We start from the raw sequence: 26,146 nt of genomic DNA on the forward strand, positions 1-26,146 counted from the left end.
TATGAAACGCATCATCATACTCAATAGCCTCTTGCTCCTGTGCATAGCCGCCAGTTCACAAGATGCGCTCGTGCTCAAAAACGGGGCAACCATCACCGTACAGAGCGGAGCAGTGATCACTGTGAAAGGAAACCTAACCTTGGAAAACGGCAGTACGCTCGCCAACCAGGGCATGGTTTATATTGGCAATGGTGCGCCCGGCAACTTCGCAGATCTTTCAGCTACAGGGGGTGGCAGTTACGGTAGTGGCAGGTTCATATTTAATGGGACTGGTGCACAAACTATTAAGTCACCACAGCTATTCTCCCGGCTGGAAGTGAATGGTAATAACCTCGAACTGCAAAGTAATATCCTCGCACAGAAATGGTACCTGCAAAAAGGAACTGTAACCACGAGTTCTTTTTTAGCCATTGCCACCGATGGCGCGGCATCGTCCGTTGAAGCCGATGCCGCCAATCCCAACTTCAGCCAGGGCTGGATCAATGGTACCTTGCGTAGACGCATTACAACGGCAACTGTGAACAGCTATCAATTCCCGGTAGGCTCTGCCACACAATCGCGCGTAGCTGTATTGAACAACCTCACGGCAGCACCGCTTACCGGGCTTATCTATATCGACATCAACAGCACACCCAAAGTTGGTAGTGATGCAGGTTTACTGGTTGCAGAAGAAGGCACTACCTATGTAAGCGTAGCGCCTGAAGCAGTATGGAACCTTTCTGCCAATGCAGCGCCAACGGGCGGCAAATACGATCTGCAACTCTACATCAATGGCATTTCAGGACTCACCGATAATTCATTTGGCATATTACAACGCCCCGTGGGCAACACCAATGGCGCAGCATGGGCACGCCCGGCAGGCAGTACCTTACCCGCCAATAACACAGCGGGCAAAACAGTGGCCGGCGGATACGCCGCGCGGTATGGCATCACCACGCTGGGTCAGTTTGGTATTGGCCTCACCTTGGCAGCACTACCGGTTACCCTGACCGACTTCCGCGCATTGCGGCTCAGCACCGCGATGGTGCAACTTGACTGGGAAACAGCCTCCGAGCAAAACAACAAAGGTTTTGATGTGGAAAGAAGATGGCAATCGGAAGTTCAATTCCGGGCTATAGGATTTGTTGCCTCGCTGGCAGCAGGCGGCAATAGTACGCAACCGCTCCGTTATCGTTACAGCGATGCCAACAACTATGCAGGAATTACTTACTATCGCCTGAAGCAAACAGACCTCGATAACAGGAGCAGCTACACGCTTATCAAAGCGGTAAAAGGAACAGGCGAAGCCGGCGTCACCGTACTGATGTGGCCCAATCCCAACAAAGGGCAATTCAGCATTCGTATAGATGGCAATACCAAACGATTACCTGCTTTCATTACCGATATGAATGGAAAAACGGTACAGCAGTTATCCATTTACGAAAACACACCAGTCAATGTGTACGGATTGAGCGCCGACACCTACATTGTGAGCATACCCGATGCTTTTGGCCCCGGTGAGCCGTTCCGGGAAAAAGTAATAGTAGTCAAATAAATATAAAAATATCTTAAATACATTCGGTAAGGGTCATAGGCGCAGGTTATACCTCTCAAAAGTTGTAAATTCAGGGAGTACACCAATTACCTAACCAACAATTCCCGCGTTATGAGGACCTTATTCATGGGGCTGCTAATTGTGGCCTGCCTGTTTACCAATAACCTGTCAGCACAATCACCTGTAACTTTCACGCCGGAAAAGCCAAAGCCAGGCTCAACGATCAGCTTCACCTACGATCCGGCCACTACAGCATTGGCAGGCAAAGAGGGCATCAAAGCTTTCGCTTATTTGTTGCAAGGTCCCATTCCGGTAGTACAGGAGATCAAGCTCACCAAAACAGGCTCCTCATACAAAGGCGAGATCAGCACTACTGATACCACTGTTGCTTTTTTCCTCAGCTTCGATAAAGATGGCACCAAAGACAACACAAAAGAATTGGGCTATTATTCCTATCTGTATACTGCCGATGGCAAGCCAGTACCCGGCGCCCGTAAAGCCATTGGTCAAATAGGTTTATCGTATGGCGGCCTGTGGGGACTGAATGTAGACATACCCACCCTGACGAAACTGACGAGGGAAGATTATACCTTACATCCCGCACTCATAGAGAAAGACAAACTTGATTATTTAAGTACACTGGCACGATCAAAAGACGAAGCCGACAAAGCTTTGCTGCTGGAAACATTGGACAAAATACTGGCCCAGGCAGATGCTAAAGAATCAGATCTTCAGGCAGCAAAAAGCCTATACACCCGGTTAAAGGATAATGCCAAAGTTGGCCGCGCCGACTCATTGATCAAAGCAAGATACCCCCAGGGCGCCTGGGTGAAGAATGAGAAGATCATGGCTTTCTATCCCATTAGTCAGGGTGCACAAAAAGAAGAAATGTTTAACAAGCTGAAAGCTGATTATCCGCCCGTTACCAAAGAAGATTCGGCAGCTTTCTCCAACTATGCAGCCGGGGTAGCCAGTGTATACTTGCGTGAAGAGAACTATGATAAAGTAAAACAATTTGCCGCCATGATCGGCATTAAGAGTATGCGGGCCAATATATATAATTCTGTTGCCTGGAAGCTGTCTGGCGAAAGCGTATATGCAAAACCCTTAGATGCTAAAACAGGCAAGGAATTCTCTGCTATGAGCTTGCAATTGATGCAGGAAGAGATGAAGAACCCCGGGAATAAGCCTGTTTATTATACCAACAGCCAGTTTAAAGAACAGCTGCAGCGCACCCACGACATGTTTGCCGACACCTATGCTTTGCTGCTGTATCACCTCGGTGATTATAAAAACGCGTATGCCTACCAGGAAAAAGCAGTAGCCGGCAATAAGCGTAACGATGTATCCATGAATGAGGCATTTGCTTTGTATACAGAAAAAGTAAAAGGACCGGCTGCCGCACAGAAAGAGCTGGAAAGCTTCGTAAAAGCAGGTAAAGCCACGCCTAAAATGAAAGAACAATTCAAAAGGCTATACCTCGCAGGCAGCAATACAGAGAATCAATGGATGGCCTATGTGGAAGGATTGGAAAAAGAGTTCAAGGCAAAAGACCGCGCCAAACTGGCCAAAGAAATGCTGAATGATCCAGCGCCTGCTTTTGCGCTGAAAGACCTTACCGGTAATGATATCTCCCTTGCATCGCTGAAAGGTAAGATAGTTATCGTCGACTTCTGGGCTACCTGGTGTGGTCCCTGCCTCGCTTCCTTCCCGGGCATGAAGATGGCCGTAGAAAAGTACAAGAATGACCCCGATGTGAAATTCGTATTCATCGATACCCGCGAATCGGGCGACCGTGAAAAGATAAAGAAAGATGTGACCGCGCTGATAGAAAAGAACGCTTATCCATTCCATGTACTGATGGACTATGACAGTAAAGTGATCGAACAGTATAAAGTAGATGGTATCCCCACTAAGTTCATCATCGACAAGAACAGTATGGTGCGTTTCAAGAAAGTAGGCTTTGGCGGCACGGCTGAAGGTGTGGTGGATGAGATCACCGCCATGATCGAACTTGCCAAAACAGGTGGCGATGACGGCAAAAAAGGGTTCTAACAAAGTCAAGTGCAAAATAGACACACTCAGGCGCAAGAGGTGGCTCCTTTCGAAAAGGAGCCACCTCTTGCGCTTTATGCTCGCCTCTTTTCCCTACATTTACCGCCAAAAAAAGGCATGGATGTTAAAATAGACGATAGCTGGAAGGCCGTACTCAAAGATGAATTCAGCAAGCCGTATTTTGGAGAGATCGTTGGATTTCTCAAAATGGAAAGGGCTGCCGGCAAAACCATCTATCCGCCCGGTGGACTCATCTTCAATGCATTCAACCTTACCCCTTTCGATAATGTAAAAGTAGTGTTGCTCGGACAGGACCCTTATCATGGTCCCAACCAGGCGCATGGTCTTTGCTTCTCCGTACAGGATGGCATCAAGCCACCGCCTTCACTCGTCAACATCTACAAAGAAATACATACGGATATAGGCCTGCCTATTCCTAAGCATGGTAACCTTACCCGCTGGGCGCAGCAGGGTGTGCTAATGCTCAACGCATCGCTCACCGTACGCCAGGGAGAGCCCATGAGCCATGCGAAGATCGGCTGGGCCGACTTCACCGATTCGGTCATCCGCAAAGTATCGGAGCAAAAGAAAGGCGTGGTATTCCTGCTCTGGGGCAAGTTTGCGCAGGCCAAACAGGAGCTGGTAGACGAAACCAAACACCGCGTACTAAAGGCAGCCCACCCTTCTCCTTATTCCGCAGATGCGGGTTTCTTTGGCTGTAAGCATTTCTCCAAGACGAATGAGTACCTCATGAAGGAGGGCCTCGATCCTATCGATTGGTCGCTGTAATTCATTATTTTGCCTCCTTATGAAGTTCATCAAAGAAATATTGGGTCGTCTCTTTGCTGTTTGGGCCATCATCGTATTCATTATTACGCTGTTGTTGTTCATGGTGCCCTTTCTGCTGTTTGTTTATTTTCTGGTTGATCCAAAGAAATCACACCGCTTCAATGTAGCTTCCCGAATATGGATGAGCGTCTTCCTGCCGCTGATCGGATGCCCGATCAGGGTGCGGGGCAAAGGGCATTTTGATCCGGCGCAGAACTACATCGTAGTGTGCAACCACAACTCCCTGATGGACGTACCCATCTCTACGCCTTTTATTCCCGGTGGCAACAAGACCATCGCCAAGATAGAGATGGCCAAAATACCTTTGTTTGGTATGATCTATAAAACGGGAAGTGTATTGGTGGACAGAAAGAGTGAGAAGAGCCGTAAGGATAGCTTCACCAGTATGAAGAAAGTGCTTGGTATGGGGTTGCATATGTGTATCTATCCCGAAGGCACCCGCAATAAAACAGACCAGCCGCTCAAATCGTTTCATGATGGCGCTTTCCGGCTGGCAATAGATACACGCAAGGCCATTGTGCCGGCTGTTATTTTCAATACGCGCAAAGTATTACCCGCCAGCAAGCCTTTCTATCTTATGCCGCGCCCGCTGGATATGCATTTTCTTGCGCCCATACCAGTGGAAGCTAATGACACGGTTGAAAGCTTAAAGAACAGAACGCACGAAGTAATGTCCGCATACTACGAAGCTCACAAGAAATAAGTTCTACACTCAATTATTGTCCATAGAAATACCGTGTACGGTTGATGCGCAGATCGCGCAGGATGCCTGATTTGGGGTTGATGGTGATGTTGAATGTGCGGATAGGCCCAACCGGCGTTACGTTGATTGAAAGCTGCCAGCAGTGCATCTCACGCGAAATAAACATCGTCAGTGTTTGGATAGAAGAAGACTGGAAATCATAATAGGTATTCATGCCCATCTTCCACTTGGGCGTAAGGTTGAAATCGCCATTGAGGCTGAGGTTGGCATTCGTCCTCGTTTCCCAACCGGAGTAATCGGCTTTGAAATTACGGGAGAAGCTAAAGGAGAACGATGTATTCAATGACCAGGGAATATTGAAGTCGGCAAACTCGGCAGGGTTCTGCCGTGCAAAGGCCAGTTGTTCCATCTGCTCTTCGGGTGTCATAGGCGGCAGGTTGGGATTGCTGAACTGGTCGTCTTCTTTCGGTGCCTTTTTATCATCCTTGGGCTTGCTCTGGAAAGAAGTAGAGATGGCGATATTACCACTGGTGATGCGGCCTAATGAGAACCGACCACCCTTCCAGGCATATTCATTGACGCGATAGCCTCTTTCATTTACCTTATACGGGTCGAGGTTGGCGCCGGCAGTGATATTGATCTTTTCAAACAACGTACTGCGGAAGTACAGGCTGATGTTGGACAGCTTGAAAGAATCAGCCAGGAAGTTGTAGCCACCATTGAAACCAAAACCATCGATCAGGCGGATCTTTTTAATGCCCCCTTCAGCACCGGAGGTATCTTTCCTGTTACGTGCTTTTGCTTCGAGGTTATTATCGATACCAAAGCTGATACCACCAAACTCTCCTTCGCCAAAAGGACCAAACGTGGTTCCATCATAATAAGAGAACCGGTACTCATTACCAGCAGAATCAACTCTTGTCTGATAATAATCCTTTTTAGCCAGGTTGGGCTTGTAGCTGATAGAGAACGTAGGCCGCACTACGTGGCGGAGTGCCGTGATCGGACTGTTCTTACCAAAGTTGGTAAACGTTCCAAACAAGGCAGTGCTAAGACCCAGACTGAACGAGATATCGCGTGAAGTAAAAAAGCCTCTATGTGTAATTGTATCAACATCCATACCCGCAGTATCCCAGTAACGCTCAAACCTGCGGGAATACCATTTCTCTGAATAGCTGATACCCGGAGATATTTGTAAAGGTCCTAATGGAGGCAGAGAAAGCTGAATGGGAATATTGTGTTGAGCGCCCCACTGCATCGTATCGATCAGTTTGCTGAAGCTGAAATCTTTTTCATAAATACTGATCTGGTTGGCCAGGTTGGTATTCAAACCGATACCCAGTTTCTCGTACCATTTGGATTCTCCGATCAGCTCTTTACGCTGAAAGGGATAAAAGGTATTTACCGTAAACGCCACGTTGGGCAGGTTCAGGTTGATCAGCTCGGTGGTATTGTTCTGGTTGTGGTTGGCGCTGGCTGTAAGGTTGAAACGGGTGCCCCAGGTTTTGGAATACGTAATAGACGAGTTCAGGTTGTTCTGGAAATTACGCATGGGGTTGTTGGTCACATACTGGTTGTACTTGGATGAACCGGCATTCACGTTGGCCGAGAATGTTTGTCCCGGCCGTGCGCGGCTGTCAACCGTATGGCTCCACGCGATATTGAAAGTTTGTGCTGTGGTAAACTCTTCTTTGGCGCTTTCACTCAGCAGGCGGGTGCTTTGGTATGACAGGTTCATGGAGCCGCTGTAACGATAACGCTTGCGGTAAGTAGGCGTTACAAAAGCAGCCCAGCCGCCATAAGAATAGATATTGGTGCGCAGCGTCACATCGAAATAATCGTTCAACACTTTATAATAACCCAATCCTTCCAACCCAAGACCAAACTGGTCGCTGGCCGTAAACTGTGGTGGCAGCAGGCCCGAATGGCGGCCTTGCGAAAGGGGGAAGAAGCCAAAGGGAAGATAAACAGGTACAGGAACGCCTTCAAACTCCGGGTGGATAGGCCCGGTGACAGCCAACTTCTGGCTCACCATCTTCATCCTGGGCGTACGGAAATCGAAGTGGGGTGTATCGAGGTTACACGTAGTAATGATACCACGTGCAGCAAAATATTCAGTAGGCGATATCTTTTTGATCTTTAATCCCTGTACATACATCTCACCCTGTGCAGTGATGGTGGACTGGGTAATACCTTTCTGTGTCTTCGTATTGAAGCGCATGAAATTGGACTCCATCTTCGTATCGGCCTGCAACATCACGGGCCGGCCAATCATATTGCCCGCCGAATCGCGCCGGAAAGTAGCGATGACCTCATTCTTCTGATTGTCCATTTCTATACTGTCGGCCGTAAGGTCCATGTCCTTATACTTGATATTGCCTTTGCTATAGAGGATGATCTTTTTGGTGGTCACTTCCATCACGATGGAGTCGGAAGCCTTGTACTGAACAGGTGCATCCAGGGAATCTTTGGACAGCTTTATATCGAACGTGTCATTTTTAACGATAGCAGAATCTCCTTTCTTTAAAGAGTCTGTACCACGTACAGTGGGGATGGTATCTTTCTTTACAGGCGTGGTATCCTGTAAAGCCGTTAATGTATTGTCAAAACCAGTAGTAGCAGAATAATTACCCAGCACATTCATCGTTAATAAAAACAATGCTACGAGTATTATCGGCAACGAAGGTTGTTTTAGGCTATTTTTGCGTCCGTTCATATGCAGTGGTGGGCAAAAATAGTCAGAAATGCATTAAGATTATGTGAAGATTCAAGGGGCCCAAAAATCATAACAAAATATGTTGAAAAGGATTATAGGAACAATAAGTATAGCAACTTCTCTGATCATGCTCATTGCATTTACCGGTAAAAAACCGGTTGTGCATAAACAGAAGCCAGTCCTCGGCATCATCATCATCGACCCCGGTCATGGTGGCATGGACCCTGGTACACTTGGCTCCTACTCCCGTGAATCAAGGGTCGCACTCGCCATCTCACTCAAACTGGGCAAAGCTATCAAAGCAGCCTTCCCCGAAACCAAGGTCTTGTATACGCGCACCACCGACATTTTACCGGGAAACGTAAGAACGCTGAAAGAGTCATACTATTATAGGTCCGACTTCGCCAATCAGTCCAATGGTGATCTCTTCATCAGTATTCATTGCAATGCTATTGGCAAAAAGCCGGGGGGCTGGTACGAAAAAAAGGTGGTATCCTATAAGAATGTCACTACGGGCAAGGGTAAAAAGAAAAAAACAAAGAAGGTGCCTGTCTATAAATCCTACTACGTAAAAAATACCCACAAAGGAACAGAGACCTACGTGTGGGCGGCAGACCGCGTAGAAGCCAAAGGTGATGCGATCAACCAGCGGCAGGAAGAAAGTGGAGAGAAAACAGACAGCGCCATCAGTTTCGACATGAACTCACCCGAAGCCCGCATCAGGGCTCAATTGTATGCCAAGAAGTACTTTGCCAAAAGTCTTACACTGGCCAATTACGTGGAAGAAGCGCTTGAGAAAGGGGGCCGTAGGAGCTATGGTGTTAAGCAACGCAATGAAGAAGGCATTTGGGTACTGCAGGCCACAGGGATGCCCAGCATATTGGTAGAAAGCGGATTCCTGTCAAATACGGAAGAAGAAAAATACCTCAACAGCGAAAAGGGCCAGAATGATGTTGTTGCCGCTATTATCACCGCCCTAAAAAAATACAAGGCTGCGCTTGAGTAACCTGTTTCAGGTTACAGGTTGCAAGTTACAAGGCCCTGCAACCTGTATCTTGTAACCTCCGCCTTCAATTTCCTCCAATCCTTCAAATCCAAAAAATCCTGGTTCAGACACATTTAACGTATTAATAAGCATCTACATCCGTTATTTTTGCATCTTTTAGCGAATATGATGAAGAAAATAGCTTGTTACGGGTTGATCCTTACGGCTTTTATAGCCATCACGGCCTTCTACACAGAACCGACCGTGGTGCCTCAAAAGCCCGTGATCAAGACGATAATCATAGATGCAGGGCATGGCGGCTCCGACAATGGCGCCCGGGGTGATTACTCGTTTGAAAAAGACATCTGTCTTGGTGTAGCGCTCAAACTGGGTAAGAAACTGGAGCAGGAATTCCCCGAAATCAAGATATTATATACACGGACCAAGGATCAATATCCTTCTATTAAAGCAAGGGCCGACTTTGCCAATGCCAATAAAGGCGACCTGTTCGTGTCGATACACGTGAACGCAGGCCCTAAAATCAAGCACTCCACTTTCGCAGGCTACAGGAACGAGACTTACTATACCGGCAAGGGCAAAAGCCGTAAAAAGCGCACCCGCCGTGTGCCTAAATACAATGTTTATTATACCGACAATCCCTCTAATGGTACCGAGACGTATATCTGGGCGGCAGACCGCGCAGATGCCAAAGGTGAATTTGTATCGGAGCGTATGACGGAAGAAGTGAATGACTCTACCGAATATGCGCCTGATATCAACGATCCCGAGTTCAAGGCCAAATCACTGCTCTGGACCAAGCGCTTCTTCGACAAAAGCCTTGCACTGGCCACTATGGTTGAGGAAGAGTTTGTGAATGGCGGCAGGGTAAGCCGGGGTGTAAAACAACGGAATGAAAAAGGCATCTGGGTGCTGCAGGCTACAGCTATGCCCAGCATCCTGGTAGAAACCGGGTTCATTACGCACCGGCCCGACGAGGACTACCTCAACAGTAATAAAGGGCAGGAAGAAATAGCCTCCCATGTGTTGAATGCCATCAAGCGCTACAAAGCAACCACAGAAGGCAGCTCCGACGCCAAACAAGGGTTCTGAGGGGAAAAAACAGTATACAGCATTCAGAATCCAGTATACAGAAGCCTCAAAAGCACGCAATCAATCATTTATCAACGGTTTAGAAGCCGAGATTCTGGATTCTATATACTGGATTCTGGATTCTCCTTCCTATTTTTGTTGATAATATATTTTTTAAGGGCCGGGCAGGTAAATTGCAACGGGCTACCTGAAAAAAGTATCATTTTCCACCAAACAGCGCCGGTAAATGAAAATTTCGAATGAAACCAAGGTAGGAGCACTGACTGCAATAGCAATCGTCATATTAATATTGGGCTTTAATTTTTTGAAAGGAAAAAACCTGGCCGACCGGAGTGATAAGATCTTTGCGCAATTCCCCACCGTGGAGGGGCTGCAGGTTTCAAACCCTGTATTCATTAATGGCCTGCAGGTAGGTAAGGTTTACCAGATGCAGGAAAAGGATAAGAACCTCACGGCCGTCATCGTTACCATCAGTCTCAACAAAGACATCAATATTCCCAACAACTCTGTTGCTACTATCGGTAGTGAACTGCTGGGTACCTCTTCCATCAAGATCAGGCTGGGCAATAGTCCGGAATTCGTGAAAGATGGCGATACCTTGACAACTGCCAAAACGCTGGGTCTGGCCGATAAACTGCAAAGCAGCCTCGACCCTACCCTTGCGAGCGTCAACAAAACACTGGCTTCGCTTGATCTGGTATTACAAAACCTGAACAGCGTACTGGACCCCAACACAAAAAACAATCTGCAAACCATCATTGGCAATCTTACCACTTCTTCCAAATCACTGGAAAAGTTGTTGGATGCACAAACAGGTATGCTGGCTAAAACGCTTGGCAATACAGAATCCATCACCGGCAACCTGGCCAAGAACAATGATAAGATCAACGCAACTGTTGACAATCTTGAGAAGGCTACGAGCAAACTGGCCAATGCAAAATTCGATGAAGCAGTCAACAGTTTGCAGGGTACATTGACCAAACTGGAAAGCGCAGTCGATAAGATCAACAGCAGCCAAAGCTCACTGGGCGCGCTGTTAAATGATCGCAAATTGTATGATCAGATATTACAAACGAATCGCAGTTTGACTACCTTGCTCGACGACTTGCGGATGCACCCCAAACGATATGTTAACATATCTGTGTTTGGCAGAAAAGACAAAAAAGGTCCGCTGATGTCGCCTATATATGACTCCACATCTACACAGAAACCTTAGTAAAATGTTACGGTTCTTTAGCCTGGTAGCTATTCTTGCATTGGCTTTTACAGGAGCTACTGCACAGGTTACCGTTACACAACGTCCATCAGAAGATTCAGGGCGTGTGGTGCAGCTGGTATATGCTGACCGTGTACGTACAGAACAAAAAGATTCGGTCACTGAGATACAGATACTGGCGGGAAAGGTGCATCTTATACAAGGTAAAACACAGTTCTACTGCGACAGCGCCATCATCAATAAATTCACCAAGATCGTAGAGGCATTCGGGCACGTGCACATCAACGATGCCGACAGCATACATACCTATAGTGATTACCTCATCTATTACATGAGCACCAAGCTGGCTACGCTGAAGAACAATGCGAAGCTCACGGACGGTAAGTCTACCCTGACCACCAATGAACTACGCTACGATGTGAACCAGAAAATAGGTGAATACTATAATGGCGGCCGCGTACTCAATAATAAAACGGTACTCACCAGTAAGGAGGCCACCTATTACGGGGAATTGAAGGACGTATACTTCAAAAGAGATGTAGTGCTTGTCGATCCCTCCTACAACCTGAAATCCGACTCGCTACTCTATAATACACAAACGGAAATAACCACGTTCATTACCACAACGATCATCGAGGACAGCGCCAAGCGGAAGATCACGACGAAAGAAGGTTTTTATGATCTGAAGAATCGAGTAGCCAGCTTTGGCAAGCGTCCCATCATTGAAGATACCAAGGCAAGAACAAAGACGATCGCCGACATCATAGATACTGACGACAGCACAGGTATTACAACGCTTACCGGCCGGGCAGTACATATAGATAGTGCACAGGGGGTATCACTACTGGCCAACAAGATCATCACTAATAAGAAAGAGGAAACGCTCTTTGCCACGCAGAGCCCACTCATGATCATCAAGCAGGAGAATGATTCTATTTATGTAACGGCGGATACGCTCTTCTCCGGCAGATTAAGCAGGCTCATACTTACCAGAACGGATTCAACAGGCAAAACTGATACTATCAGGGGCGCTCTCACTATCGATGCGAAAGAGAAACCCAAGAATGATAGTGCCGACCGGTATTTCCAGGGCTATCACCATGTGCGTATATTTTCCGATTCATTGCAGGCCGTAGCAGACAGTATGTTCTACTCCGGCATCGACTCCATATTCCGGTTGTATAAAGACCCGATAGCCTGGGCCAACAACAGCCAGATATCGGGGGATACCATGTATCTCTACACGAAAAATAAGAAGCCGGAAAGGCTGTATGTGTTTGAGAACAGTTTTGCTATCAATAAAGCGGGCAAGGATATGTTTAACCAGCTTCGGGGTAATCGCATGAATGGCTATTTCATAGATGGCAATATAGACTACATGCGCTCCAAGGGGAATGCAGAGAGCGTATTTTATGTGATGGATGAAGACAGTGCATTGGTTGGTATCAATAAAGCACAGGGTGATATCATTGACCTTCGGTTTGTAAATAAAGAGCTCAATAAAGTAGTGATCATCAGCGAACCATCCGGCACCATGTTCCCTGCCAGTCAAGCTACCGAACAAGATAAGGTGCTTCGCAACTTCAAATGGCTTGAGGCACGCAGGCCTAAGACTAAGTTCGAGCTCTTTGGGAACTAAGCTTCGAGGCTTTAGCTACGAGCGCTTGCTTCGATAGCAGATTTCTCACTCCGCCACTGCTGGTAAAGTTTTACAGTCCCTGATGGCTCCGTTCGAAATGACAAAGGAGGATGTGCAGCTTCTTTACCTTAACGTTAACAGCACCCTCCTATTACTCCGGCATCATTTTTCGTTCTTAACAAACAAACCGGACGGATTATGAAACGCATCACACAGCTCTTTACCTTAACACTACTCATTACTATTATTACACAGCAGGCATCTGCACAGGATGCAGCTCCTGATTACCGCCTTGGCCTTGGTGTACGTCTCAGCAACTCCACACCAACGCTCAACAGTTCATTCAGTGGAAAATACTTTATCACCGATCGCAGTGCAGTAGAAGGCCTGGTGTCTTTTGGCAGCCGCTTTGGAGTGGGTGCTTTACTGGAGATACATCAGCCTTTTGCATCGGCGCCCGGACTGCGCTGGTTTTACGGTGCAGGCGCCTATGTAGGCTGGCAGGACAAAGAGACCTATCTTGGTCCAACCGGCATTCTGGGCCTCGACTACAAATTTGCCAATGCGCCCGTTAACCTGTCGCTCGACTGGAAACCTGAACTCGACATTATTCCTGATATCAATTTTGTTCCTGATGCTTTTGCTTTGTCGGTTCGATTTACGTTGAGGTGATCAGGTAGTTGATAAGTTAATATGTTGAAAGGTTGAAAAGGAGGGACTGTGCCTCCTTTTTAACCTTTTTTATTTATTGCAGCTTTCTAAACGTATCGAGGTGACACCTTTTGAAAAGGTGTCACCTCGATACGTTAGTATATCCTTGCATAGGTCTGGCCGCTTTGAGCGGCCTGACTGGTCCCCCTCCTATCAACTTGTTAACCAGTCAACTTATCAACCTTTAGTCAAACGATTGCAATTGCAGATATGTGTCGATTTATGCGGCTTTTACGACCCATTAACAAGATTTCACCCACATTTCATCCACTTTTTGCCAATTTATGCAAGAATCTCCCTAATTTGGAGCATTAACCGGCTAACAATGCTTAAAAAAGAACGACAAGCTTACATACTCCGGCAGGTAAACCTGCATAACAAAGTGTTGTCTTCCAGTCTGAGCAACGAAATCAATGTATCTGAGGATACAATTCGCAGAGACCTGCATGAACTGGCAGAAGATGGCAGGATCATCAAGGTACACGGGGGCGCACTTTCCCACTCTTTTCACGATCTCTACAATCCATTGAGCAATATTTACCTGCATGATCATAAGAAGATCATAGCTGCGAAAGCTGCTTCTCTTATCGAGGATGGCATGTATGTGCTCACGAGTGGTGGCACTACTATCCTGGAATTGGCGAGGATGCTGCCTCCCGACCTGAAAGCCACTTTCGTGTCGGGCAGCCTGCCTGCTATAGTAGAGTATCTCCAGCATCCCAACATCGAGGTCATCGTGATTGGTGATAAGATCTCCAAGAACAGCCGCATCACCGTAGGAGGTGACGCCATTTCCAAGATCGGCCATATCCGTGCCGACCTCTGCTTCCTGGGCGTGGATGCCATCCATGTGCATCATGGTGTAAGTGATAGCGACTGGGACGTAGTACAACTCAAAAAGGCGATGATCGAATCATCGCAAAAAGTGGTGTGTCTCAGCATCGCCGAAAAGACCAGCACCATCAAGCCCGTTCACGTTTGTCCCGTTGGCAGTATACATACACTCATTACCGAATTGCCACCTGGCGACCCAGCTCTGCAACACTACACCAACGCAGGCATTGAAGTGCTTTAAGCAAGGACGTTCACATATAAGCAGCTATCATATCCGTACCCCCTTTTTCCCAGTCCCCTACCATCAACTGGCTCCATACACTTTAAATAAACAATTATGAGAATTACAAAACCACTAATCCTGCTTGTATTGCTTTGCCTCACCGGCATTGCGTATGGGCAAACGATTACCGGGGAGATCATTGACAAATCGACCCGCTCGCCGATATCAGCGGCTACGATCACTGGTAACAAAAGCAAAAAATCAGCTGTATCAGATCTTAATGGAAAGTTTACCCTTGAACTCAGTGGCGACAAGAGTCTTGAAGTATCTTATGTAGGATACACCACGCAAACAATCGGCATTACTTCAGCGCTCAATTATATTATCGAACTGGAAGCTTCCAACTCTTCGCTTGACCAGGTGGTGGTGGTAGCTTACGGATCGCAGAAAAAAGGCAACCTTACCGGCGCCGTGACCACCGTAGATGTATCGAAAACTATGCAAAGCCGTCCCGTCAATGATCCTGCCAAAGCCTTGCAGGGCGTGGTGCCTGGCTTAACAATCACTTACAGCAATGGCGGCCTGACCGCAGGTCCCGGCATCAATATTCGTGGTATCGGTTCTGTAAGCGGCTCCAGCCGTCCGCTCATTATGGTTGATAACGTGGAAACGCCCGACCTTTCTATCATCAACCCCAACGATATCGAAAGTGTGTCTGTATTGAAAGACGCGGCCTCTACCTCGATCTATGGAGCGCGCGCAGCCTTTGGTGTGATCCTGATCAAAACAAAATCAGGCAGGAAGAATCAGAAAAGCTCCATCGTTTACTCCAACAACTTTTCCTGGAATAAGCCCACTACCCTTCCTGATTTCTCCAATCCTGTACCTGAGTTGACAGCCTTGCAGGAAGCATCTCAGCGTTCCAACGTTACCAACCCGGAACTCTTTGGTATGCGCCTGGCTAAACTGCGCGACGGCATCGCCAACTGGCAGCAGAAGTATGCGAATAACCGGAAAGGCAATGAAATGGTGGATGGCGAAGACTTTGAATTCGACCCTACCGAAAACCGCATGTATTTCTACCGCGTGTGGGATGCCAAGGGCATGATGCTGAAAGACTATACGCATGAGCAGCAACAGAACATCCGCATACAGGGCGGCAGTGATAAAATTGGTTACTACATGTCATTCGGTTATAGCCATGAGGATGGTATCCTGAAAATGAATCCAGATGATGTAAAGAAGTACAACATCACTGCTTCTGTGAGTGCAGCTGTTACTCCCTGGATGGATGCTGATGTAAAAATGCTGTACCGCAACTTTAAATATGAATATCCCTTCCAGTATTATGACTACTGGTATTATTTCTGGCGTTGGGGTTCTTACTTCCCTTATGGTACTTCGAATGGCAACTACTTCCGCCATACGCCTGCGTATCTTGCACAGGCCAACACCAACGATGTAGTGGATAACTATAACCGTATCGATCTGGGCGCCACTTTCAAGCTGGCTAAAAACCTGAACGTGCGTGTAGACTACACCATTGGCCGCGACAACGTGATGCGTCACGAAGTAGGTGGTCCTGTAAACGTGCTCGACTTCTGGTCGGCAGGTTATCCCAAACTCGTGAACGTGGCTACGGTTGCACAAGACAGAGCAACTTATGGCAGCGGCAGGTACCTGGTGAATACGCTCAACGCGTATGCTACTTACAACAAGACTTTCTTCAACGACCATAACCTGAAAGTAACTGTAGGCGCCAATGCAGAGCAGAACGAAAACCTCAACTTCACTGCTGAGCGCAGGGCGCTGCTCGATCCCGATAAAGGTGAACTGGGCCTCGCTACCGGCGACCAGTTTGCAACAGGCTCACATGCGAAGAATTCTTACGCAGGCTACTTTGGCCGTGTGAACTACGACTACATGGGCAAATACCTGCTGGAGCTGAATGGCCGCTACGACGGATCATCACAATTTTCGCAGCAGGACCGCTGGGCATGGTTCTCTTCTTTCTCTGCCGGCTACCGTATCAGCGAAGAGAAGTTCATGGACCCACTCAAGCCCCTACTGTCTGATATGAAATTCAGGGTGTCGTATGGTTCAGTGGGCAACCAGGATGTGGGCGGCAATTATTACCTACCTACTATGAGTAACTCAGCTGCCAGCTGGATCGTACCTGGCGCCGCTACCCGCGTGCAAACGATCGGCGCTCCTATTGCCGTAGCACAATCGCTCACCTGGGAAACCGTGAAAACGCTCGACTTCGGAACGGATATCAAATTACTCGACAATAAGCTGGGCATCACTTTCGACTATTATGAGCGCACTACAGAAGGTATGCTCATCAATACCGCTGTACCTGCTACATTCGGCGCCACAGGTCCCCGCGTGAACGGCGGCTCGATGCGTAACCGTGGATGGGAACTGAGCATCGACGGAAATATCAATGTAACCAAAGACCTCAACCTGTATGGCTTGTTCACGCTGGCTGATAACAAAGCTGTGATCACCAAATGGGACAATCCCTCCAAGCTCATCAGCCAAAACTACCAAGGTAAAGTGTGGGGCGAGATCTGGGGCTTTGAAACGGAAGGTTATTTTACTTCAGCGGAAGACGTAACCAAGCATGCCAGCCAGGTGGCGATGGCCAATGGCAACTTCGTGTATGGTGTGGGCGATGTGAAATACAAGGACCAGGATGGCAACAATCTCATCAATGGCGGCGGCATGAGCGCCAATAATTCCGGTGACCTGAAAGTGATCGGCAACAGCACACCGCGCTACCAATACAGCTTCAGGATGGGCGGCACCTACAAGGGTTTCGACCTCGATATCTTCCTGCAGGGCGTAGGCAAACGCGATTACTGGGGAACGGGCAACATCGCAATACCATTATATCAGGGTGCAGATATCCTGTATGCCCACCAGTTGGATTACTGGACACCTACTAATACGAATGCTGAGTATCCGCGTCCTTATATTGGCAACAATGCCACCAAACTGGCCGGCCTGCCCACCAGCGGTAACAACTTTTACCCGCAGACGAAGTACCTGCAAAACCTGGCTTATTGCCGGTTGAAGAACGTGACACTGGGTTATACCTTACCAGCAGCGCTGACTTCAAAATATAAAGTTCAAAAACTGCGCATCTATGTAAGCGGTCAAAACCTGGCAGAGATATCGAATGTTGGTCTGCCCCTCGATCCGGAGATCACGGATGGTGGCGACTTCAACTTCCTGGGACGGACTTTCCCTTTCGAGCGGAATTTCTCCTTTGGATTGCAGGTAACTCTTTAACCGATTTGTGCAGCATTAAAACTTGAAAAAATGAAACTGAAACATAGTTTATACGTTCTATCCGCTGCGGCACTGTCGCTGGCAGGATGTTCAAAATACCTTGAAACAAAAACGCCCGACCGGTTTACGGATGACGTGTACTGGAGCAGTGAAGCCAACGTGAGGGCCTACAACTGGGAGTTCTACAATTTATTTACCGGATTTGGCACCGGCACTTCGGGCGACTTTTATTTCTCTACTTTTTCCGATGACCAGGCAACTACCGGCCTGAGCGTGTATCCCGCTTCGGCAGCTGCCACGAATGGTAACTGGGACTGGACGCTGATCCGCAAAGCCAATATCATGATCAAGCGGGTGGAAACTGTGCCTATGAGCGACGAGGCTAAGAAGCACTGGACAGCTGTGGCGCGTTTCTTCCGGGCTTTCGATTATTTCGGTAAAGTGAAGCTGTTTGGTGATGTGCCCTGGATTGGTACGCCACTCGACATCAGCGATACGGCTGCCATCTACAAACCGCGTGATCCCAGGAAGCTGGTGATGGATAGTGTGCTGGCTGATATCAACTTTGCCATCGACAACCTGCGTGCTACTGATCTCGATAATACAGTGACTAAAAACGTGGCGCTCGCGTTCAAATCAAGGGTTTGTTTATTTGAAGGCACCTATCGCAAATACCATACAGAGGTGGGCCTCAGCGATGCCGATGTGTGGCTGGCGGCTTGCAAGGACGCTTCTGAAAAGGTGATGGCGGCAGGCTATGTGCTTGGTGCTAACTACAAAGACATCTATAGCTCGATGAGCCTTACCGGCAATAAAGAGGTCATTCTGTATAAGGTGTATGTGGCGGGGGGTATGACGCACTCGGTGATTGGCTACACCAACAGTACTACGCAGATGAGCGGCCTTACCAAATCGGCTGTGGAGTCGTATGCAGCAACTGATGGTCTTCCTATCAGCCTATCGCCGCTGTACCAGGGAGATGCAGATCTGAAGACCTTACGCACCAACCGCGATAAACGCCTGCTGCAAACTGTAGATACTTTTCTGGCTTATAATGGTACGCTCGTTGGCGGTCTCAGTTCCAGCACCGGCTACCGGCCTTCCAAGTTCCTGAACCCGGCTTCGAACCAGCTGGCGCCTAACAATGAGACTGATGCGCCGCTCTTCTACCTCGGTGAAATATTGCTGAACTATGCAGAAGCGGTTGTGGAGCTGGACCAGCTTGGCAAATACACTGTGACGAATGCCGACCTGAATAAATCGGTGAACCTGTTGCGGGACCGCGCCGGTATCGCCAGGTTGCAAACTACCGGTGGACAGAATGTGGCTGTGAATGGAAACACTTTTGTAGATACCAAGAAGGATGCAGACGTTACCCCGCTCATCTGGGAGATACGCCGCGAAAGGCGTGTAGAACTGATGATGGATGGCTTCCGCTACCAGGACCTCATGCGTTGGAAGAAAGGCACGTATATGGATAATGTAAAGAATCCTGACATCTTCCTTGGTGCTAAAGTGCCCGACAATGGCAAGGTGCTGCGTAATGGAGCTGGTTATATCATGACTTATACAGCCGCTACCAACAGGCCTTTCATCGATCCCCGCCATTACCTCACTGCCATACCTACGGGACAAATATCGCTCTACCCTGCAGGCATGCTGAAGCAGAACCCAGGCTGGGAGCAATAACATGCACACTCCATCGGAACATTAATAAAACGGAATTAATTGTACCGGAAGGGATGTCGGAGACGGCATCCCTTTTTTGTTGCACGCTTTCGGGGCAAATCTGCACGTTTATCGGTTTGAACTTGCTTATTTGGCAACTTATACCTTATTTGGGGCACCTCAACAGGGTTGAACAAAGATGACTAAACAATTATTGATCTTCTGTGCTATTATCGGCTGTCATGCCATGGCGTGCCAGCAACAGCATTCCCGCATCCGTCAGCAACGGTTTGCGGCTACGACTGCCAGCACTTTCGACACGAAAGATTCGACGGTGAGGAAACTAATCGACAGTCTCAATTTTGCACTCGACAATCAATCTGATACGATATTCACCTACTTGTTTAACAACTACGGGAGTAAATCGCTGGTCGTATGGTGGAGAAAGGAAAACGCCAATCATACCGTAGTATACAGAGCAACTTACACGCCCATGCAGGATCACTATGAGGAAGGGTTCGCCCTTACAAAAACGGAAAAGGATTCGATAGATAAATATGTAAGCTTACAGGAATTGCTTAGCATCAGGACAGCCGGACCGCTTAATCCACCTGGACGAGATGGCTCATACGACTTTGATCATTATTTCATTTTCAATTTAAAAGATAGTATTGTAGCTTATAAAATCATCGAAAAGGAAATTGTTACCAATCTCAATCACCCTATGGCGAAACTGCCCTGGGAGCTATTTGGCTATGCTGTCAACATTCATTAAAGCCATTCAAACAAAGGGCCATATACCAAACAACTCAAAACCAACCCATGAACTGGAAAATCACCTTAGGGATTTTATTTATCGTTTTCACTACCTTATCTATTATCTATTCCAACAAGGGGCTCTATACTTACAATAAAGAAATTGAAATAACTGTCTACGAAAAGAGCAAAAATTCATTCGGAGAAGTAAGCACCAGCTCTTATCAACAACCAATAGTTGCTCCCTACCAGGCAAACTATGCAGCACCGGGAGGCGCCATAGCATTTGCAATCTTAGGCGCCGCAGCACTGATCGGAATGGTATTATTAATTCGGCAGCCTGACCGTGTTGAACAACTGACTAATCAGGTCGGTTGATTTTGGTCAAATGGCCGACGATTTATGTTTTAGTAAAGTGCGCCTTTAGGATGGGGTTGGTATGGAGTATCCCTACATCATCCATTTAGCATCCCGGGAGTATCCCTCTTTTTGAATTATCCCAAGTACCCCCCTTTTGAACAAGTGGGATTGCTTGCCAGCGTTGTTGCTGGTCTGGCCGCTTTGAGCGGCCTGACTGTCGTACAGGCCAATATGCGCCAAACGAGCCAAACCGCGCCAGTATTGACTTATGTCTAATAGAATCTTTTTTTTCTGATCCAGGCTTTTCGTAAATTCAGGTAGATAAAAATCCAAATCCGATGAAACAAATTGGCGGTCTCTGTTATCCGCTCGTCAAGACTATCGACGACCTCGTTTTCTACAAATTGGGCGACGAATATTACGCCCGTAAGAAAAGTACACTCTCCAGCGAGCGTGTCAAAACAAGCCCCGAATTCAGGCGAACTATGGTCCATGCCGACCTCTTGAAGCGTGCTTCAAAGATTGGTGCAGCCGTCTACAATGCTCTCCCACCCGGCTGGCGGCAATTCTGGATGTACCGTTCTTTCACGGGTGAAGCATTTATCTTACTACAAGACAATCCGTATACGGATGAGGAAGTAAAACAATTGTTGTGGCAATGTTATGTCGAGTACTGGGAACAACGTAAGCTCATTGATCCTGATAATTTAATCTTCCAACCCAAGCCTAAAAAGATCAGGAAGCGGAGGAAGTACAGTGAGGAATCTATTAAACGTTTACTGAAGCGAAAAGACAAGCATGGCAGGCCCAGGTACATAGACTTCGAAGAAGAGGAAAGAAAACGGCAACACAAAGCGATGAATAGGGCGTGCTACGAACGGACGATGGAGAAGTATCGGAGATTGGCGGAAGAGCAGCTACTGGCGGAAGAAAAGCTGCGTGTGGCGCAGGGCTGTGTTGAACATTGGGCTAAAGCCCAAGAGGGTGATCGTAATTTTTACCCCGGCCCTAAAGGGCCGGGCAATTCAGAGAGAGAAAAAGTTTTGGAGCAGGGAGACAAAGCAGTTCCTGCTTTGTTGGTGCGAAGGGCCGAAGGCCCTGGAATAGTGATGCGAGGCTGCAAGCCTCGCATAGCGAAAACCCGTTTGCTTCGATGGGGCCAGAGGCCCCACAATAGCCTCGCTCGCCGGAGGCGAGCGAGTGAAGAGAGCCTCATCCCACAATTAGCGGGAAGGCGAGCGAGTAATTATTTTATACCCTTCTCTCCTTCTCTTATTTCTCTCCTTCATCCATCACATTCGCGTGTAAATAAGTTGTTACTCGTTCGTTCTGCAAATTCACCACCTCACATCCTGCACAATCCTGCAAATTTGTTGCAGCTTACATAACAAAGGCCCCTAATATCACTTTTGTGCGGGAATTTCTACAAAATTCTGCGAATTTAATTTCCGCATGCTGCGACTTTATGCCGGAATTTACCTAATTTGTGCGGGTAACCACTAACAACCGATGCTTAAGAAGGAACGTCAGGCATACATACTGCACCAGGTCAACCTTCACAATAAAGTGTTGTCCTCCAGCCTTAGTCAGGAAATTAGCGTATCAGAAGATACCATCCGGCGCGACCTGCAGGAGCTCGCCGATGAGGGCAAGATCATCAAAGTACATGGCGGCGCCCTGTCTCATTCCTTCAACCAGGTTTATTATCCCTCCAACAACGTCTATTCACTCGATCATAAAAAGATTATTGCGCAAAAGGCTGCCTCCCTGGTAGAAGACGGCATGTTTGTGCTCACTACCGGCGGCACCACTATTATTGAACTGGCCCGCGCCTTACCTCCTCAGTTGAGGGCTACGTTCATTTCGGGCAGTATACCAGCCGTGCTGGAATATATGTATCACCCTACCATCGAGGTGATCCTCATTGGCGACAAAGTATCGAAGAACTCCAAAATAACAGTAGGCAGTGAAGCGATTGCACAGATCAAACGTATCCGGGCCGATGTGTGTTTCCTCGGTGTCAATGCCATCAGCATCAAAGATGGTATTACCGATAGTGATTGGGATGTAGTACATCTCAAGAAAGCTATGATCGAATCATCCCGCAAAGTTGTGTGTCTGTCCATTGCCGAAAAGATCAATTCTCTACAACCTATCCATATCTCTGAAGTCAATAAAATCCATACGCTGATCACTGAACTGCCACCGGACGATCCGATGCTCAAACCCTACCGGGATGCAGGAATTGAGGTTTTGTAAACAGTAGCAAGATCCTAAGGTCCCCTTTGAAAAACAGTTTCATTATACCAGACACCTTATCCTTGAGTGAATCCTGTTTATAACGACTGTTTATAACTTAAAAGCTAAAAACAAAATCAGCTTATGAGAAAGACGCTTCGACTGCTCCTGGCAGGCCTGTTGCTACTTCAAAGCACGTGGCTATTGGCTCAGGAAAAGAACATCTCCGGCACCGTCCTTGCCGATGATGACGACTCACCCCTGGAAGGCGTTACTGTGGCCAACCAACGTACCAAAAAACAAATTACTACAGGAGCCAACGGAACGTTCATACTGCTGGCTCAAAAAGGCGATGTGATCGTATTTACTTATGTAGGCTACAACAAAGCGCAGGAAACTGTGGGCGACGCGAGCACTATTTCAGTAAAACTGAAAGCGGCCAAAGGAACCATGCAGGACGTGGTGGTTACTGCTTATGGTGTGAAGCGTGAAAGAAAACAACTCCCCTACTCTGTTACGGAAGTAGCCGGTGAAGAGATCGCACAAACAAGAAGGGACAACTTCCTCAATGCGCTTGCAGGTCGTGTTCCCGGTGCTACCATCACTTCAACGTCAGGATTGCCCGGAGCCTCCTCTACCATCGTGTTGCGTGGTGCTACCTCTATTGGGGGTAACAACCAGCCTCTGTTTGTGGTGGATGGTGTGCCTTACGACAACCAGACGCTGAACCAGGAGAACCTCATAGCTGCTTCCAACCCCAGCGGTATCGGATTTGCCAACCGTAACGGTGACTACGGCAACCGCGCCATGGATATCAACCCCGAAGATATTGAAACAGTGACCATCCTGAAAGGACCTGAAGCAACAGCGCTTTATGGCTCACAGGGTGCTGCCGGTGTGGTGTTGATCACTACCAAACGTGGTAAAGCAGGTACCGGAAGCATCACTTACGATAATAACTTTGGTTTTGCCAAGCTGTACCGCTTCCCCGAAGTGCAAACTACTTATGGACGTGGTACGAATGGTGTTAAGGACAACAACGTAGGTACTTTCTTCGGCGAAAGGTATCCTGAAGGAACCAAGTTCTACGACAACTTCGACGCTTTCTTCCGTACCGGTCTCCAACAACAACACTCGCTCAGTTTTGAAGGTGGCAATCAGTCGACGACTTTCCGCTTGTCGGGCAGCTATCTCAAGAACCAGGGTGTGGTACCTTCTTCATCTTTCCAGCGTACTACCGTGCGGTTGTCGAGCAATACCAAGATCTCTAATAAGCTGAACGTACAAGCTTCCGGAACTTATACCGGTTCATTGACGGATAAGGTATCGAAAGGAGCCGGCAGTTATTTCGTGACGCTGATGTACTGGCCCAAGGACAGCGATGTACAGGATTACCTGCTGCCCAACGGATCACGTAAAACACTGCGTGGCGGTAGCTATACCAGCGAATCAGACAACCCTTTCTGGGATGTGAACAAGAATAATGGAGAAGATAAAGTAAACAGGTTGCAGGGTAGCGTTAACCTTTCTTATGAGCCTGTAAAATGGCTTACCATCAACGGTATCGCCGGTTATGATGGTTACAGCACGGAAGGTATCTTCGCTTCTCACCCGCAATCGGTATATGGCTCTTATACCAATGGTTTCGTGTCTCTGTATGACCAGATCACTACCAACCTGAACTACCAGGGCCGCGCCACTTTCCGCAAAAAATGGGGCGATTTCAACAATACCCTCGTAACTGGTGTGAATATCGACGACTACAGAACGAAGATCGACGCCTTCAAGGGGGAGCAGTTCTTCGAGCAGGACTTCCTCAACATCAACAATACCAAGCCCGAAACAAGGGATGCCCGCACAGGTCTGTTCCGTTCCCGCAACGTACGTTTCTATGCGAGCTATAACCTGAATTATAAATTTGCCAACCTGTCTTTGGGTGGAACACGTGAGGGTGATTCCAAACTCACTTCCAAGTTCTATCCCGATAAAGATCCCTGGTTCAACTACGGTTCTGTGGGTGTTAGCTTAGTACCTACCGATATCCCGGCAGTGGCAGATGCCTTGCCCTGGCTGAGTTTCGCAAAACTGCGTTACAACTACGCTACCACCGGTAAGAGTGTGTATACTGCATACGCTATCGACTACGCTTTCGTATCACAGATCTCCTCTGGCGGTGGTTATGCACTGGGCGTAACGGGTGGTAACCAAAACCTGCGTCCTGAGCTGACCAAACAACAGGATATGGGTCTGGAAATGAAGTTCCTGAAAAACAGGCTGGGTATCGACTTCACTTATTACACGCTCAGAAGTAGTGATCAGATCCTGTCTGCAAGAAGTAGCTACCTCACCGGGTACATCCTCAAGTTCATCAACGGGGGTCTGGTACAGAACAGCGGTCTGGAAATACAATTGACCGGTACACCTATCCAGACCAAGGATTTCAACTGGGATATCACGCTCAACTTCGACCGCAACGTGGGTGAGATCAAGGAAATGCCGAAAGACCTGCCTTTCTATTATGATTCTGATACCTGGCTGTATGGCAACGTACGTTCACAGGCTTACAAAGGCGCGTTCACGGGTAACCTCGCTGGTTACACTTTCCAAAAGAGTGACAAGGGTGAACTGCTGATCGATCCTGCTACCGGCTATCCGATCAACCAGAACACTTTCGAGAACATCGCTGACCGTCAGCCTGATTTCAAACTCGGTATCATCAATAACTTCTCTTACAAGGGTTTCAACCTCAACTTCAACATAGATATTCGTAAAGGTGGTGACGTATTCAACGCCAACGAAATGTATCTCTATGTAAATGGTTTGAGCAAAAGGACACTGGACCGCGAACAACCGCGCGTGATCAAGGGCATCCTGAAAGACGGACTGGAAAACACTGCCAATCCAACGCCTAACAACATCGCAGTAATTCCTTACTATACGCAAGGTTTCTATAATGCTTCCACATCTGAAGCAGACTTTATAGAAGATGTAAACTGGTTAAGAATGCGTGACATCACGCTGTCCTACCGTTTACCTGCTAATATGTTGAAAAGGATGCGCATATTCAAGTCATTCCAGATCACTGCATCTGCACAGGACTTGTTTATGATCACCAATTACACCGGCGCCGATCCCAACGTAAACAGTCTTAACTCCTCCAGCCGTGGTTTTGGTGGAGCGGGTATCGACTACGGAGCGTTGTCAAATCCACGCAGGTTCAACTTTGGAGTCCGTTTCCAACTCTAACCATTT

General features: G+C 47.7%; 18 protein-coding genes. 17 read left to right on the forward strand and 1 reads right to left on the reverse strand.

The features are described 5' to 3' along the window. The first annotated feature begins 1 nt into the window (after position 1). The 4 genes from AC5JBY_RS19540 (at position 2) to AC5JBY_RS19555 (ending at position 5,141) form a co-directional block, all read left to right on the forward strand. A complete protein-coding gene (locus AC5JBY_RS19540) occupies positions 2–1,534 on the forward strand; it encodes a T9SS type A sorting domain-containing protein (RefSeq protein ID WP_495906326.1) in 1,533 nt (510 codons plus the stop codon). Between the two features lie 111 nt (positions 1,535–1,645). Further along, on the forward strand, positions 1,646–3,589 hold the full coding sequence (locus AC5JBY_RS19545; RefSeq protein WP_495906327.1) for a TlpA family protein disulfide reductase: 1,944 nt from the start codon (positions 1,646–1,648) through the stop codon (positions 3,587–3,589). Between the two features lie 117 nt (positions 3,590–3,706). Further along, entirely contained in the window at positions 3,707–4,378 is a 672-nt protein-coding gene (ung, locus tag AC5JBY_RS19550; RefSeq protein ID WP_495906328.1) for a uracil-DNA glycosylase, read from the forward strand. Positions 4,379–4,397: 19 nt separating this feature from the next. Next, the gene (locus AC5JBY_RS19555; RefSeq protein WP_495906329.1) at positions 4,398–5,141 is read left to right on the forward strand and encodes a lysophospholipid acyltransferase family protein; all 744 of its coding nucleotides are present in this window, start codon (positions 4,398–4,400) and stop codon (positions 5,139–5,141) included. Between the two features lie 13 nt (positions 5,142–5,154). Here AC5JBY_RS19555 and AC5JBY_RS19560 read toward each other — a convergent pair whose 3' ends face one another. After that, positions 5,155–7,821, reverse strand: coding sequence for a putative LPS assembly protein LptD (locus tag AC5JBY_RS19560; protein WP_495906330.1), 2,667 nt, complete (start codon positions 7,819–7,821; stop codon positions 5,155–5,157). A 115-nt stretch (positions 7,822–7,936) separates the two neighbouring features. Between AC5JBY_RS19560 and AC5JBY_RS19565 the strand changes: the two genes are divergently transcribed. From AC5JBY_RS19565 to AC5JBY_RS19625, 13 genes are all read left to right on the forward strand, one after another. Continuing rightward, a complete protein-coding gene (locus AC5JBY_RS19565) occupies positions 7,937–8,863 on the forward strand; it encodes an N-acetylmuramoyl-L-alanine amidase family protein (protein ID WP_495906331.1) in 927 nt (308 codons plus the stop codon). 165 nt (positions 8,864–9,028) lie between these two features. Beyond that, positions 9,029–9,952 (forward strand): N-acetylmuramoyl-L-alanine amidase family protein, encoded by a 924-nt coding sequence (locus AC5JBY_RS19570; protein ID WP_495906332.1) that lies wholly within the window; start codon positions 9,029–9,031, stop codon positions 9,950–9,952. Positions 9,953–10,178: 226 nt separating this feature from the next. Next, complete coding sequence (locus tag AC5JBY_RS19575; protein WP_495906333.1) at positions 10,179–11,168, forward strand: MlaD family protein; 990 nt, start codon at positions 10,179–10,181, stop codon at positions 11,166–11,168. A 4-nt stretch (positions 11,169–11,172) separates the two neighbouring features. Next, a complete protein-coding gene (locus AC5JBY_RS19580) occupies positions 11,173–12,807 on the forward strand; it encodes an OstA-like protein (RefSeq protein ID WP_495906334.1) in 1,635 nt (544 codons plus the stop codon). A gap of 198 nt (positions 12,808–13,005) precedes the next feature. Beyond that, positions 13,006–13,479 carry a hypothetical protein gene (locus AC5JBY_RS19585; protein WP_495906335.1) on the forward strand — a complete coding sequence of 158 codons (474 nt, stop codon included), beginning with the start codon at positions 13,006–13,008 and terminating at the stop codon, positions 13,477–13,479. Positions 13,480–13,843: 364 nt separating this feature from the next. Beyond that, complete coding sequence (locus AC5JBY_RS19590) at positions 13,844–14,593, forward strand: DeoR/GlpR family DNA-binding transcription regulator (RefSeq protein WP_495906336.1); 750 nt, start codon at positions 13,844–13,846, stop codon at positions 14,591–14,593. A gap of 96 nt (positions 14,594–14,689) precedes the next feature. After that, entirely contained in the window at positions 14,690–17,872 is a 3,183-nt protein-coding gene (locus AC5JBY_RS19595; protein ID WP_495906337.1) for a SusC/RagA family TonB-linked outer membrane protein, read from the forward strand. Between the two features lie 30 nt (positions 17,873–17,902). Next, complete coding sequence (locus tag AC5JBY_RS19600; RefSeq protein ID WP_495906338.1) at positions 17,903–19,561, forward strand: RagB/SusD family nutrient uptake outer membrane protein; 1,659 nt, start codon at positions 17,903–17,905, stop codon at positions 19,559–19,561. Between the two features lie 178 nt (positions 19,562–19,739). After that, positions 19,740–20,315 (forward strand): hypothetical protein, encoded by a 576-nt coding sequence (locus tag AC5JBY_RS19605; RefSeq protein WP_495906339.1) that lies wholly within the window; start codon positions 19,740–19,742, stop codon positions 20,313–20,315. A gap of 47 nt (positions 20,316–20,362) precedes the next feature. Then, positions 20,363–20,674 carry a hypothetical protein gene (locus AC5JBY_RS19610; RefSeq protein WP_495906340.1) on the forward strand — a complete coding sequence of 104 codons (312 nt, stop codon included), beginning with the start codon at positions 20,363–20,365 and terminating at the stop codon, positions 20,672–20,674. A 320-nt stretch (positions 20,675–20,994) separates the two neighbouring features. Continuing rightward, on the forward strand, positions 20,995–22,044 hold the full coding sequence (locus AC5JBY_RS19615) for a hypothetical protein (RefSeq protein WP_495906341.1): 1,050 nt from the start codon (positions 20,995–20,997) through the stop codon (positions 22,042–22,044). Between the two features lie 121 nt (positions 22,045–22,165). Next, positions 22,166–22,915: a DeoR/GlpR family DNA-binding transcription regulator gene (locus AC5JBY_RS19620; RefSeq protein ID WP_495906342.1), complete on the forward strand. Its 750-nt coding sequence runs from the start codon at positions 22,166–22,168 to the stop codon at positions 22,913–22,915. Positions 22,916–23,038: 123 nt separating this feature from the next. Next, entirely contained in the window at positions 23,039–26,140 is a 3,102-nt protein-coding gene (locus AC5JBY_RS19625; protein WP_495906343.1) for a SusC/RagA family TonB-linked outer membrane protein, read from the forward strand. The last annotated feature ends 6 nt before the right edge of the window (positions 26,141–26,146 follow it).

The organism is Paraflavitalea sp., from assembly GCF_059502485.1.